This is a genomic window from Nocardia sp. NPDC046763, assembly GCF_040645495.1.
Classification (GTDB): domain Bacteria; phylum Actinomycetota; class Actinomycetes; order Mycobacteriales; family Mycobacteriaceae; genus Nocardia.
The window spans coordinates 55,088-69,159 of the sequence record NZ_JBEYYI010000018.1 but is presented as its reverse complement, the minus strand read 5'-3'; the positions used below and the strand labels follow the sequence as shown (position 1 = coordinate 69,159).

The following is a 14,072-nucleotide window of genomic DNA, read 5'->3' as shown; positions in this document are numbered from 1 at the left end:
CAGGGTGCGGTTCTGGGCGGCGATCGCGCGTGGGGTGATGACAGAGGACGCTGCCGTGGAGGCGGGGGTGTCCTCGCCGGTCGGATTTCGGTGGTTCTGGCATGCTGGCCGGGTGAATCCTCGTTTGTCGCAATCGGTTTCGTGTCGGTACCTGTCTTCGGGCGAGCGTGAGGACATCGCGTTGTGGCGCGCGCAGTGTGCGGGCGTGCGTGAGATCGCGCGCCGGCTCGGGCGTGACCCGTCGACGATCTCGCGCGAGTTGCGACGGAACGCGTCCACGCGCACGTATCGACTGGACTACAGGGCATCGACGGCGCAGTGGCATGCCGAGCGGCGCGCGAGGCGTCCGAAGACCGCGAAACTCGTCGCCAACGACAGGCTCCGCCATTACGTCCAGGACCGGCTCTCCGGTGTTGTCCGTGCATGTCGGGCTGTATCCACTGCTGGGCGATACCCGGGCACTTCGGATGGACGTGAACCTCTCATTTCGTCGGATCATCCTGCTATCGTTTGGCCTTCCGAGTTGTATCCGTGTTGAAGGGCGCTCCGATGAGTCTTGGCACCACCGGAGACCTCGATACCGCAGAACATCATCGGGCCGGTATGGGGCATCGGCGCCAAACTTTGCCTGACCTAGCGGACCTGCGTCGGCTGCTCGCGGAAGAACCCGGTGATCCGGAGGTTGTCGAGCAGGCCCGGCAGCGCAAGGATGCCGCACTGCTGGAGCTGGGGTTCGGGCAGAGCGTGGTGGCGTCCTGGTTGTATGCCAAGTGCCACCATCACATTCCCACTGTCGCGATTCCCACCGCCGCGGTGATGGCCACCGGCGACGGCAGCCGCGCCTTGCTCTACAACCCGTACTTCTTCCTGGAATTGGACGTTGACGGCGTCAAGTTCGTGCTGTTCCACGAGGCCCGGCACCTGATGCACCGGCATCTCCACATCGAGGAGGATCTGCGCACCGACCCGGTGTTCACCGTCGCCGCTGAGGTGGCCATCAACCACGTCGCGCTTCGCCGGCTGGCGCGATCGGCGCTGCCCACGATCCCGGTCCGGTCCGGTGACGGTGGAGACGGAAGCGGGTCGCGAGAACCGGTCGGCGTCGACCCGGACCTGGTTTACCAGGCGTATCAGGAAGATCTGCGGCGGCAAGGACTTTCGCCGTTGCCGTACGAGAAGTTCAGTTACACCGACCTCACGGTGTACAGCGAGCTGCGCCGAATGCGGACGCTCACCGGGCCCTCGCCCGGATACTGCGTCCACCTGCACGGCGGTGATCCGGGCAGCGACCACATCCCGATGGATGACGAGACCGTGGAGCAGTTGGGGGGCGAGGTGCTGCGGGAGGTGATGCAGGCGGCGTTGCGGGGCAATCGATCTGCCCGTGACGAGCTGCTCGACCTGGCCGACCGCGCGGATGGCGGCAGGGAGCGGCTGAACCGGCTGTGGGGCAGCCTTGGCCTGGACCAACTGCGCGGGGTGACCCCGAAGACCCGCCGAGTCGAATGGTGGCAGCGGTGGCTGACCGACGTGCTCGCCTCGAAGCTCGAGGAGGGCGAGCGGCTGGTCTACCCCAAAAAGCACGGCGCGATCATGTTGGCGCTCGGCCACGACCCGTTGCTGACCCGGCGGGGACCGCAACGGATGAAGACGGTGCTCATCGCGATCGACACATCGGGTTCGATGCCTGACTCCGTTATCGAGTGGCTGACCACACTGGTCGGGCAGAGCGACGGGGTGGACAGCCACTGGCTGAGCTTCGACGGCGTCGCGATGCCGTTTGTGCCAGGGGAACGGGTGTGGGGCGGCGGCGGCACCGATTTCCAGAACGTCGTCGACTACGCGGAGGGCCGGTTGGCGGTGAACCGCAAGCGACTCGAGGTCGAGCCCGACGCGATCATCATCGTCACAGACGGGCACGCGCCCCAGGTCACCCCCGCGGAGCCCAGCCGATGGATCTGGCTGATCACCGACGGCGGCGATGACTGGCCGGAACGGCATCATCCCGCGATGGCTTGTCACCGCGTCACATCCGGACGATGACCAAAGGAGAAACTCACCAGTTGACGGCTACAGAACTGTCCTATGCGGACAGAGAGACTACGCGGAGGGCGGGGCGAGGGTGGCAGACCACCGCCACGTATCCGGAGCCACCGGAGGACGGCTCGGTCGCGAAGCTCGAAAAGTTCATCGACGCGATGATCGCCATCGGCCAGACCGGACAGATCTTCGGCGAGCACGGCATTGGCAAGACGTCGACGTTCGTGTCGTACATACCGAAGCGGTTTCCCGGCACCGCCCTCGTGATCATCCCCGCAGCCAACCTTACCCCGGACGACCTGCTGGTCAACGCCCCGGTACGTGACGCTCGCAGCGGAGAACTGGTGCTGCGCCAGCTTCTCATGCGGCAACTGGTCCCGGGCAAGCCGTTCGTCCTGCTCATCGACGACTCGTTGCAGGCGGGCACCACGGTGCAGTCGCAGCTCATGCAGATCGCCTGCAACTGGAGCCTTGGCGAGTACGACCTGCGCGAGCTTGGCTGCGTCGGCGTGTTCCTCACCGACAACGAATCGCTCGCCGAGACCAGTGTGCGCCGGTCCGATCTGGCGATCCTGGACCGGATGGTCACCCTCCGGCTGACCGCGAACGACACCGCGTGGCGGTTCGCCCTTGCCGAGCGTTATCCCCACTGGGACCTGCGTGAGGTGTTCCGGCACTGGGCCGCCCTTGGCCCGAATCTGCGGCAGTTGCTCTCGCCCCGCACCCTGCAACACGTACTCGACTGTGCCAGCGCCGGATTTCCGCTGGCCTGGGGACTGCCGTTACTCAACGGTCGCCGGCTGGCGCTGACCGAGGAGGGGAAGGACGGTGAGCGGGGTCGGGACCGCACCGCGGAAGTGCTTGACGGCATCGCCAAGGTGGTCGGGGCGAGCAACCCGGCCACGGTGGCGGACCCTGTCCGCCGCATCCTCCGGGCCGCGATGACCCATCGCTGGGCTGTCCTGCTTCAAGGGCCACCCGGGTGCGGGAAAACCGAGATCACCAAACAGATCAGCCGGGAGGAGACCGGCCGGGAACCGGCCTACTTCTCCCTGCCGGTGACCAATGTCGAAGACCTGTGTGTGCCGGTGCCCACCCCGGACGGATCGCTGGACGCCATGCTCGCCAGGGCGCTGCTCGACCCGGAACCCAAGGTGCTGATCTGGGACGAGTACAACCGGCCGAAGGACAAGGCGACCTTCGCCAAGCTGATGGAGATCACCCAGGAGTGGACCCTCGCCGGGCGGCCGATCCCCGGCCTGCGGGCGCAGGTGGCGTTGCAGAACCCGCCCTACCACCTCGGCCGCAAGCTGCTGGTCGCGAGCAACAACGTGGCACAGGCCAGCCGGTTCACGATCAGCTACGAGGTACGCACCGAGGATATCCCGGCCAACGAGTGGCTCATCTCGACCTACGGTGAGACGGCCGAGACGGTGCTGGATTGGTGGAAGTACGACATCGACGACGAGGGCCGGGACTGGGTCACCAAGCGCACGCTGGAACGGCTGATCAAGTTGCACCAGGCGGACATGCCGCTGCAGTCGGGCCTAATCTACCTCGGCGACGGCGAGTTCGCCCCGGTGCCGTTGTCCGGGCTCCAGGCCCGCCTGGCCGACCGGCCGCAGACCAGCCTGGCCGAGATCGCCGAGCACTGCCCGGCCTGGGAAGCCCGGCTGTCGGCAGCGGCGGAGATGAGCGACGAAGGCACCAACGACACCGACCTGGTCCACCAGATCTTCTCCAACGCTGAGGTGTCCCAGCTGGAACGACACCTCGACGTGGTGGCCCGGCTGCTGGCATACCTGCCACCCAAACTTCGGGCCACGTACCTGGTCGGGCAGACCGAGCAACGGCAACGCTTCTGGATAGCGGCACTGGCCCGCATGGCCGTACTGTCCGCGGCCGGGCGCACCGGAGACCGGGCGTCCTAGTCACGACGGCCAGGTGGCCGAGGCGGAGGGTTATCCTCCGCCTCGGTGGACCAGCTAAACCTCAGATTCGTCGTCCTCTTCCTCGTCTTCGTCGTAGCGGTCCTCCCAGTCTTCGTCGATGTCGTCCTTCGAGAAGGGGCGGATCATCGGGATGGACACCGTGGACCGCTCCTGATCGACCATCCAGGAGTTGCGGAAAAAGTCGAACTTCAGGTGGTAGCAGTCGGCCGACTCGGCGAACAGGATCGGCGGGACGAGCAGGCTCAGCACTTCGACCGTGCTGGCTGTGGTGATGAATTCCTTGGCCGGGGCAACGGGAGGACCGCCCTGACAGGAGGCGAAGTTCACTGGTGTCAGCGAATTCTTGCCGAGAACGTGAATACGGTTGCCCTCGACGACGAACCTGTCCGGATCAAAGACCACGTCCTCGCCGAGCAGCAGAATCGGCGCCGGTATGACGTCCGCCTTGGCGGAATCCTGTGCGTGCTGGTACTGCTCGATGATGTCGCCGTTGCGCGAGGTGTCGAAGTGGGGGGTGAGTACACCTTCGTCGCACAGCCCGCAAGCACAGTCGGGCATCTCGAGGGTGGCGGGTTTTTCCGGCTCGGGGAACAGCATGGACTTGTCGAACGGCACGACCGGCGACTCGCCGCGTTTGTCCTTGAGGAAAGCCGGAATCCAGTCCGTGCTGTTCGCGTGGACCACCTCCGAGTCGCACAGGGCACGGAACGCGCTGTCGCCGATCTTGCAGTTGAAGTAGTCCAGGAGCGTGATCACGGCGCACTCGGCCAGGGATAGTTTGTCGCTCTTGGCGAACCAGAAGTCGTAACCGTTGGCGACGAAATCCACACCGCGGAACCGCTTGTGAATGACGGGCTCCCGTGCGGTGCTGGTGGCGAGGCCGTTCCAGTGTGCCGAGGCGACCCGGTTGTAGTAGTCGTCGGCGTGGCGGGCCAGCTCGGGAGCGAAGACGCTCTCGCCGGTCAGATAGCAAGCCTTGCTGAACAGCGCCGCGATCTCGGGATCGTGCTTGACCTCTGGATCGGTGAAGATGAGCTCGGTCCGCAGGAAGACCTTGCGGCCGTCGCGGTAGGGCGCGCCCTCGTGCTCGTATCGCTGATCGAAGACCACACAGGTGAAAGGCTCGATTTCCTCGAGCGTTGCGCCTTCGGTCAGGTCCAGGACGGGCGCACCCGAGCCGCCGGTGAGGTAGAGCAAGATCGTGTAGCGAGAGACGTGGTGGCGCGCGGCGTCGTAATACGGCGTGTCGCGGTGCCGGTGGAAGTTCGCATCACCAGGCTCGAAGCGGTTGCATCGGAAGACCGGATTCACGTGCGAAAAGCCGTCGAGCGACGACTGCGGCATCGCCTCGGCCACCGCCTTGGTGAGCGCTTCGGCGAGGAGCGCCGAGTGGAAGATGAAGCGGTCGCCGCCACGCGATGCGGCGTTGAGTGGCGGGACGTAGAGGTCCAGCGAGTCCAGGCGTTCCAGGCTGGCGCGGGCCGTGTCGGGGAGCTTCAGCGAGAACGCGTACGCGCCGTCAGCGAACTCCTCGCGCCCGGTGAGGTCCAGCTCCAATCTCGCGTCCGTGAAAAGGTGGTCCAACGGAAGAATGTTTTCGAACGTGCGGAATGACAACTCATGCGGGTCGACGAAGACGGCGGCCAGATACGGCGCGGCGACACTGGGCCGGGCGAACAACTCGCGCACATCGGCGTCGATGCGCTCGGCCTCGACAAAGCGCACCGCCTTGAATCGCGCCGTTGGGTGCCAGCAGATCGCCAGCCCCTCGAACGTCGTAGTGGGTTCGGCCTCAGTCGTGTCCACCTGGTCGCGGTACTGGGCGACCTCGTCAGCGGGGGCCCGGCCGGTCGACAACTCGAAGAACCGATCACGGAGCTCGGTGTTCACACACTCCTCCAATAGCTTCGCAGTGCAGGCGGAAGTTGGGGAGCGGACGCGAGCATCTTCGCGCCGTCGTCCCCCACGTCGGTGCGGTACAGATACAGTCGGCTGAGCGAGCCGATGAACGGCGCCGCGAGCAGGGTCTGTATCCCCTCCGCGCCGATCTCGTTGTATCGCAGGTCCAGTTCGGTTAGCCCGGTGAAGCGATGCAGCGACTGCACGCCCTCCGCGGTAATTAGATTTTTCTGCAGGCGCAGTCGACGTACACCACCGAAAGACGGGGACGCCGCGATGGCGGCGAGACCAGCGTCGCCGATATGGCAGTACCGCAGGTCAAGCACCTCGATTCGGCCCATCGCAGCGCCAGCGGCGGGGTTCTCAGCAGCAGCCGCCTCAACGCGGAAGTATGCCGAAACGGCGAGTGCCTCGGCGCCGAGCCCGCCGATGCGAAGGTACGAGAGATCAAGCTCGGCAAGCCGGCCGAGGTTGAGCGTGGCGAGAGCGCCGGCATCGATGGACGAGGACGGTTCATCGTTCTCGTCTTCCCCCCAGTCGTCCTCGTCCTCCCCTTTGTCGGACGGCTCGATTCGGAGGGCGGTCACGAAGGGGGCTCGCAGGGTCTGCTCGATCAGCACGGGCGCGTCATCGGACCATTCGAGGCTGACCTTCGCGGCGAATCCGTGCCGGCGTGCCAGGAGGGTCACCTCCGGCGGCAGCTCCGCGTCCCAGCTTTCCTGGTGCTCCCGGACCAGCGCGGTGATCTCCTGGTTCAGGGCCTCGCGATCGGCAGGGCCGACGTGCGCACAGCGCTGTTCCAGCTGTATCAACGTGCCCCTCGCGTCGCTCTTCTCCAGAAGCCAGTCGCCATAGGCACGCCACGAGTCGACATCGTCGGGGTTCTCCCGCAGATTCTGTTCGAGGACCTCAACTTTCATCGTGTAGATGCTAGCGCAGAGCCGTCGCCGTCGATCAACGGCCGAGTCATGATCGCGCCACGCGATCAAACTGACGCTCGGTAGCGAGTAGTGGTGTGCGCCAGTACTTTCGGGTTCCGTTCACCGGCGATCAGGGGCATCCGTCATCTGCCGCCCGGAAACCACGAAAATGTCGGAAGCTACGACTGAGCTTGAGATTTAAGGTTTTGAGGCGGTGCCCCGGTTGAGCATGGGTGAAGCCCTGGGTTGATGATTTGTCTTGCGACAGAACAAATCCGCGGTCGCCCAGAGCTGGACGCGGCTGCACCCCCAGCTCGTCCATCAGGCCCGTTGGGCTGAGCACCCCGGCGAGTTACCGATCATCGAAGGCAGCGCGATCCGCCTCAGCGTGGACCGGCTGCCCGGTGACAGGAACCCGAAGCCGTTGTGGCTGTGGACATCTCACATCGACCTCACCACTGAGCAAATGGATCGGTACTGGCAGGCGTTCCTGCACCGCTTCGACATGGAACATACCTTCCGGTTCTCAGGCGTGCTGTTCGGTGGTGCGTGCGAGTCGGCGGGTAAGAGTGTGGATAGCGGCGATGTAGACCATGGCCTCGTGATGGTCGGGTCGGGTCTCGTAGTCACGGACCACACGCCGGTGTTTGACCAGCCACCCGAAACTTCGCTCGACGACCCAGCGGCGGGGCAGGGCTTCGAATCCGGTGGTGGTGTCGCTGCGTTTGATGATCTGGATCGTGAGTGCCAGAACGGTTTTCGCCCGCTCGACGAGCCGTCCGCTGTAACCGCCATCAGCGAACCCGAGCGTGATGGTGGTGAAGCGGGCTGCGAGGGCGGCCAGTAGCCGGTGCGCGGCGTCGCGGTCCTGGATCGAGGCGGCGGTCACCACGACCGCCAGCAGCAAGCCGGAAGTGTCGGTGGCGATGTGGCGTTTGCGGCCCTAGGTCCGGCGACCCATGGCAGGTGATGATCCTCGCCCCGATGCTCGTCGAAAGCTGCACCGGGGGCCAGCGTAATGCATGAAATAGATTGCGGCACAGCATGATTACAGCGCCGATAATGTATCTTATGTAAATTATGGGACCGAAGGCGCGGTGCTAGGAATCGATCTGGCTATGACCCTGGTGGCTGTGATTTCCCGGGACGCGGGCACTTCAGCCATAGCACCTGTTGTGTGCGGCAGTTTTCGAATGTGTTGTGCGAGTTCGGACGTGTGCTGCGGTGGCACGACCATAGCCGCCATCCCGCCCATCAGCCACACCATGAGCGCCATGCCCGCGCTCTCGCTCGGCGCCATGCGGGTCTTCCGCATCCGCCGCAGGATCCGGGCCATCACCGCTCGCGATCGTGTCGATCGAGGTGAACGGGCCCACGAGCTCCTTCCCCGTATTCGGATACGCCTTGTTTCATTCGGCACACTAGCCCGATGATGGCGTGGCCCCGCATTTCCCATCTTGGGGAATAGTTGTCCGGCGCTGCTATGGTGTTCATCCAGCTCTTGCGGGAGATGCCATGAATCCAGCAGTGAAACAATTGAATTCGATCATGCCGCCGATTCCGCTGCCACCGGTTGTGGCGCCACCGTGGATCGATATCGAACACGCCATGGGTGTACGGCTGCCGACCGACTACCGCGAGTTCATCGACAGCTACGGCGACGGCCAGATGAATCGGTCTCTGTCGGTGTTCTTTCCGGCCCGGCGTGGACCACACCGCACTTCGATGGCGGCTCTTTCCGATCGCACCGCCGGCTTGTACGCCAGCGGATTCTTCGACAAGTTCGGTATCGGCGACGCCGAATTCGCCAGAGCCAAAGGTAAATCGGCCGCGTTGCTGCTGTGGGGGCAGAGCAAGCTGGGCGACCTGCTGTTCTGGTCCACCGACAGTGAGGACGCCGACCGCTGGACTGTCACGGTCTTTCTTCAGGAGACCCTCGAGCATCGCCGCTGGTCCCATTACGACCAGGGGATGGCGGAGTTCCTCGTCGCGGTCGCCGAGCGCACCATTCCCGAATCCGCCAGACTGCTCGGCCCCGCGGCCGGCCGGGCGCGATGGAGTCGACTGCGGGACTGGGGCCAGTACTACGGTTAGCCGTCCGCGCGCCACCGTGCGGGCGAATTCCCAAGGGCGGGAACACGATTTCGCGCACCATCGGCACCCATCGATACATTGGTGCCGGTCGATGGGCGCAGGATGCGCTCCCCGCGCGGCCGAACGGACACGCGGACGACACGCGCCGAGCCCGGAGGGGAACCGACATGAGAGCTTCAGCTTTTCGAGCAGTGACGACCCGAAGAATCTGTTATTTCGCGGTAGCCTCGGCCGTTGCTGCAGCCCCTTTGCTCTCCGTGGCATCGGCCTCCGCGGACATCGTGCTCGACAACCCGGCGGCACAGACTGCGGAGTCCAACAGCCTGGGCAATATGCCCGCGCCCCCCCGTGAGGTGCCAGGCAGCGATCCCCGCCTGCACATGCACGACGAGGGTCCGGGTGAGCCCGGCGATATCAACTGGCCCGGTTCCTACCCGGATTACCCCGCTTATCTCGATTACCCGGGCTGGAACCACCACCGGCACCACCCGCCGTATCCGCCCTACCCGCCGTATCCGCCGTTCCCGCAGGAATCCGGCAGCGCTTCGGGCAGCAACATGTGAGTTGTTCTCTCCGACAATAGAATATCGATCCGATGCCCGTGGGCGAGCCATCCTGATGGCGCCCGCGGGCATCGCCGCGTCTACGCCACGACAACTGCGAGCGGACGGGGCGGTCGCCGGGCCGCAATTGTTCTCCAATCCCGGAGAATATCTCGCATATTCCCACCGATGAGAACTCTATTTTGCGGATTATTCTCTGGGTTCTCCGATAGGAAAGGCGCGACCATGGTTCACCGAAATGGGTTGCCCGCCAAGAGAATGAGTCCGCTGTGGTACATGCTGACGCCATTGGCGTTGCTCGCGGCCACACTGTGCTTGATGATCAGCCTTGCCGGGTGGGCTTCGCGGACGGTCGTCTCGTCGATCAGGACGGCAGTCCCGTGTATCTGGAGAGTGGTAGGTCCTACGCTATCAACGGCGATGTGATCGCCGGCGATCATATCCTGTGCGCGTTCGACCCGACGTCGGGAAAACTCGGCTTCGACCGCATATTCCGTGTCCCCGCACAACAGACGTGGAAACACCCGACGCTACTGCCGATAGGGATGTTCACGGTGCCCGATGCGGGGTCGTATGCCATCACCTGCCGATCCGATCGCGGTTCGGTCGGCCAGGTCCGCATCGACTCGCCAGGACCGGGCTGGCTGCGAACGGTCGAGATAAGTGGCAGCGTTTTCGGCGTTTTCGGCGTGGCATGGGTCGCCTACGTCTTCGTCCGCCGCAGGAGATATGTGCGCTGGAGTTCGATGAGCGCCATTTCCGGGCTTGTCGAAGCGATATGACGCGCTGCACGAAATGACCTGGGGAGGAACATGTTTCGGGTACAGCCACGACTTCCCACCGCTGAAGACAGCACTAGGGTCCCAGTTATGAGGCGCATGCGACCGCAGCTGTGGGCCGGTGTTGGCGCCGCCCTGCTGCTCCTGTTCGGTTCGACCACCGCCTGCTCGTCCACATCGGACGAGTACGAGGCGTCGTGCGCGACGACAGCCCCCAACGGGTTGCCGGTCGCCTCGGGCGTCCCGGCGGCCGCAACCTCGACGAACCTGGCCACGAACCCGGAGATCGCCACCGGCTACCGCACCGGCATGAAACCAGTGCACACGGCCAGCTTCGCGGTTTCCACCGCCAACCCGGTCTCCACCGCGGCAGCTTGCCGGGTGCTGCGCGACGGCGGCACTGCCGCCGACGCGCTCATAGTCGCGCAGACCGTCCTGAATCTCGTCGAGCCCCAGGCCACCGGGATCGGCGGCGGCGCATTCCTGCTCTACTACGACGCCACCGCCAAGACCGTCGACGCGTACGACGGCCGCGAGACAGCGCCTGCCCGAGCGACATCCGACTACCTGCGCTGGGTCAGTGACGCCGACCGGACGGCACCGCATCCCGACCTTCGCGCCAGCGGCCGCTCCATCGGCACCCCCGGAGTGCTGCGCCTTCTCGAACTCGCGCACGACGAGCACGGTAAGCGGCCCTGGAAGGACCTGTTCGACCCGGCCATCACCCTGGCCGACCACGGTTTCGCGATCAGCCCCCGGCTGGCGAGCCAGATCGCTTTCTCCGCACACGATCTCGCTGCCGACCCCAACTCCCGCGCCTACTTCCTGGAGCCCGACGGCACCGCGAAACCCACCGGTGCGACCCTGACCAACCCGGCCTTCGGAAAGACACTCGCCGCCGTCGCCGCCGAGGGCACGAAAGCCTTCTACACCGAATCGATCGCCGCCGACATCGTCGACGCCATCGGCAGCACGGCGGGCGGCCGCACCCCCGGGGTGACGACCGCCGCGGACCTTGCGGCCTACCAGGCCAAGAAGCGCACCGTGCTGTGCGCGCCCTACCGCACGCACGACATCTGCGGCATGCCGAACCCATCCTCGGGCGGCCTCGCCGTGGCGGCGTCGCTCGGCATCCTGTCCCACTTCGACCTGTCGTCGATGAAACCTGAGCACACCGGCGGCGACGGCAACGCCGCACTCGATGGCGGTACTCCAACCGCACAAGCTGTGCACCTGATCTCGGAGGCCGAGCGGCTCGCCTACGCCGACCGCGACAAGTACGTGGCCGATCCCGATTTCGTTCCGCTGCCGGGCAATTCACCTCAGACCCTGATCAACCCGGATTACCTGGCGCAGCGGGCGGCGCTCATCGACGTCAACCACAGCATGGGCGCGGCCGCGCCCGGCAACTTCGGCATGGCGACGGTCGGTGTCGGCCCGCAGCAGGTCGAGCATGGCACCAGCCATATCTCGGTCGTCGACAAGTACGGCAATGCCGCCTCCATGACCACCACCGTCGAATCGGCCTTCGGCTCCTTCCATATGGTCGACGGGTTCCTGCTGAACAATCAACTCACCGACTTCTCGGCCGAACCGGTCGACAAGAACGGTGTTCCGGTGGCCAACCGGATCGAGGCCGGAAAGCGCCCACGCAGCTCCATGGCTCCGACACTGGTCTTCGACCGCGAACCCGGCGGTTCCCGCGGACCGCTGTCCTACGTCACCGGTTCCCCCGGCGGCGCGGTCATCATCCAGTTCGTGGTCAAAACTCTTGTCGCCATGCTGGATTGGGGGCTGAGCCCGCAACAGGCGGTATCGATGATCGACTTCGGAGCCGCCAACACACCGATCACCAATGTCGGCGGCGAACACCCGAACGTGAATGCCACCGACAACGGCGACCACGACCCACTGGTACAGGGATTAAGGCAGTTGGGCCACCAGGTCTCGGTGGCCCCGCAGTCGAGCGGCTCCTCGGCGCTGACCCGCGACGGGACCGGTTGGATCGGCGGCGCGGACCCCCGCCGCGAAGGCGCGGTACTCGGCGACCAGCCCAAGCGATAGGCGCCACCACACCTGCCTCCACTCATCGGTGTCGCTCGACCAGGTCGCTCGTCGCGCACGCCGAATGATCAGCTTGGGCGATCACCCCAAGATTGCGTCCCGGACGGCGGCACCTTGGGCGACATTTGCCGAGGCCGAGACCACGGCATTGACGCCCCGAACCCTCGATATGACATTTCAAGACCAACGGGATTGAATCTCCTTGCACAACCGAAGGAGCATTTGTCAGATGATCAGGGTATTGGTCGCCGAGGATATGCGGCTGTTGCGTGAAACCGTAGTCGCCGCATTGGAATTCGAGGATGACATCGACGTGGTGGCCGTTCTCGAAGACGGTGAGACCATTGCTTCGGCCGCAACCGAGGCGCAGGCGGAGGTGGCTGTTCTCGACATCGACCTCCCTGGCCGGACCGGGCTGGAGGCCGCCGCAGAGCTGCGGACGAGCTATCCGCAGTGCCAGGTCCTCATACTGACAGCGCTGGCCAATCCCCGACATCTCAAGCGCGCCATAGAGATCGGCGTGTGCGGATTCATCCTCAAGGACGGTTCCCGCCAGGACCTCTTGCGCGCCGTCCGCACAGTGGCAGCCGGTGGCAGCGTATTGGACCCAGGGCTGGCGGTCGCGGCTTTGCGCACTCCCGATAACCCGCTCACCGAACGCGAGACGGAAGTGCTCCGGTGCTTCGCCGCAGGTGCAGCACCCAAGCAGATCGCAACTCGGCTGCACTTGTCCTACGGCACGGTGCGGAACTACCTGGCTTCGGCTGTGACCAAGTTGCAGGCGCGCACCCGAGTCGACGCGGTGCGTCTGGCCACCGACGCCGGATGGTTGTGAAGAAGCTGTCTGCGGACCTGGACCCGCGCAACCGGTTCGTGCGGGGACTCCGCGAAGACGGAACGCTGATCCGGGGTATTGGCGTGGTAGGCGGAACTGCAATGCTTCCGTCGGAAGTTCGCACTACCTGGCACTAACTTAGGTCCTTGCGTGTGGTGAGTCGGATTGTGCGGGCGCCGAGTTCGCGGGCGGTGGTTTCGGCGCGGCTGAGGAGTTGGGAGGCTCCGCCCTGGCCGCGGTGGTCGGGGCGGATGAACATGCGTGTCAGTTCCAGGGTTTGGGCGTCGAGGTGGCGCAGGCCGAGGCAGCCGGCGGGCCGGCCGTTTCGGCGGGCGAGTAGGAGCAGGCCGGTGGGTGGGGTCAGGTCGTCGCTGGCGTGGCCTTCGGCCAGGTAGCAGCCCATCTCGGCGTCGTTGGTTGGGCGGTCGTAGTAGCGGGTGATCATCTCGGCCAGGTAGAGCCGTAGGAGAGCGGCCGCCTCGGGTGAGTGAGGTGCGGCGGGCTCGATGATCCATCCGGCGTGGGCCCGGACGCGGCCGCGGGGGCTGTCTGTCACCGCACCACTGTCGTTGTTCGGCAGCATTTCTCACCGAGGAGGGATACGTCTGCCATGGCCAGGGCTTGGGCGATCGGGGTGCCCGTGCGTTCGGAGAAGAGGATTCGTTCGCGGACTTCGCGGGGTGTGCGTGGTCTGTAGCCGGGGCCGGTTCCGCAGCAACCTCCGTAGAAGGTCAGGCCGGAATCGAGGACGGTGGCGAGGACTTGCCATGCGGTTTTGTCGACTCGTCGGGGAACTTCGAGGTGTGGGCCGGCGTCGAGGAGTTGGCCTTGGCAGCGTGGGCATGACGCCGGGCCACGTCCGATGGAGGACTTGGAGGAGACCCGGCAGCGCAGGCATACGAGATGCGTCCGGCTCGGGTAGATGC

10 protein-coding genes and 2 pseudogenes are annotated in these 14,072 nt (G+C 65.3%); 8 read left to right on the top strand and 4 right to left on the bottom strand.

The genetic code is table 11. From position 1 onward, the window contains the following. Positions 1 to 37: 37 nt before the first annotated feature. The 3 genes and pseudogenes from ABZ909_RS27055 to ABZ909_RS27045 all read left to right on the top strand — a co-directional run. Positions 38 to 421 (top strand): annotated as a pseudogene (locus ABZ909_RS27055) (helix-turn-helix domain-containing protein); the annotation flags it as partial. Positions 422 to 624: 203 nt separating this feature from the next. After that, complete coding sequence (locus tag ABZ909_RS27050) at positions 625 to 2,043, top strand: hypothetical protein (RefSeq protein WP_357004586.1); 1,419 nt, start codon at positions 625 to 627, stop codon at positions 2,041 to 2,043. A 20-nt stretch (positions 2,044 to 2,063) separates the two neighbouring features. Next, entirely contained in the window at positions 2,064 to 3,971 is a 1,908-nt protein-coding gene (locus tag ABZ909_RS27045) for an ATP-binding protein (protein WP_357004583.1), read from the top strand. 54 nt (positions 3,972 to 4,025) lie between these two features. Here ABZ909_RS27045 and ABZ909_RS27040 read toward each other — a convergent pair whose 3' ends face one another. The 3 genes and pseudogenes from ABZ909_RS27040 to ABZ909_RS27030 form a co-directional block, all read right to left on the bottom strand. Continuing rightward, positions 4,026 to 5,882 (bottom strand): hypothetical protein, encoded by a 1,857-nt coding sequence (locus tag ABZ909_RS27040; protein WP_357004580.1) that lies wholly within the window; start codon positions 5,880 to 5,882, stop codon positions 4,026 to 4,028. Then, positions 5,879 to 6,811, bottom strand: a complete 933-nt coding sequence (locus ABZ909_RS27035; protein ID WP_357004577.1) for a hypothetical protein — start codon at positions 6,809 to 6,811, stop codon at positions 5,879 to 5,881. The genes ABZ909_RS27040 and ABZ909_RS27035 overlap by 4 nt, the downstream gene beginning before the upstream one ends. A 526-nt stretch (positions 6,812 to 7,337) precedes the next feature. Then, positions 7,338 to 7,742 (bottom strand): annotated as a pseudogene (locus tag ABZ909_RS27030) (transposase); the annotation flags it as partial. Positions 7,743 to 8,326: 584 nt separating this feature from the next. Between ABZ909_RS27030 and ABZ909_RS27025 the strand changes: the two are divergent. From ABZ909_RS27025 to ABZ909_RS27005, 5 genes are all read left to right on the top strand, one after another. After that, positions 8,327 to 8,905, top strand: coding sequence for a hypothetical protein (locus ABZ909_RS27025; RefSeq protein WP_357004574.1), 579 nt, complete (start codon positions 8,327 to 8,329; stop codon positions 8,903 to 8,905). A 257-nt stretch (positions 8,906 to 9,162) separates the two neighbouring features. Continuing rightward, positions 9,163 to 9,468 carry a hypothetical protein gene (locus ABZ909_RS27020; protein WP_357004571.1) on the top strand — a complete coding sequence of 102 codons (306 nt, stop codon included), beginning with the start codon at positions 9,163 to 9,165 and terminating at the stop codon, positions 9,466 to 9,468. Between the two features lie 335 nt (positions 9,469 to 9,803). Next, entirely contained in the window at positions 9,804 to 10,250 is a 447-nt protein-coding gene (locus ABZ909_RS27015; RefSeq protein WP_357004568.1) for a hypothetical protein, read from the top strand. A gap of 87 nt (positions 10,251 to 10,337) precedes the next feature. After that, positions 10,338 to 12,311 (top strand): gamma-glutamyltransferase family protein, encoded by a 1,974-nt coding sequence (locus ABZ909_RS27010; RefSeq protein WP_357004566.1) that lies wholly within the window; start codon positions 10,338 to 10,340, stop codon positions 12,309 to 12,311. A gap of 229 nt (positions 12,312 to 12,540) precedes the next feature. Further along, positions 12,541 to 13,146: a response regulator transcription factor gene (locus tag ABZ909_RS27005; RefSeq protein WP_357004563.1), complete on the top strand. Its 606-nt coding sequence runs from the start codon at positions 12,541 to 12,543 to the stop codon at positions 13,144 to 13,146. A 133-nt stretch (positions 13,147 to 13,279) separates the two neighbouring features. On the opposite strand, the gene ABZ909_RS27000 is transcribed toward ABZ909_RS27005, so the two are convergent. Next, positions 13,280 to 13,702, bottom strand: a complete 423-nt coding sequence (locus ABZ909_RS27000; protein ID WP_357004560.1) for a GNAT family N-acetyltransferase — start codon at positions 13,700 to 13,702, stop codon at positions 13,280 to 13,282. Positions 13,703 to 14,072 lie beyond the last annotated feature (370 nt).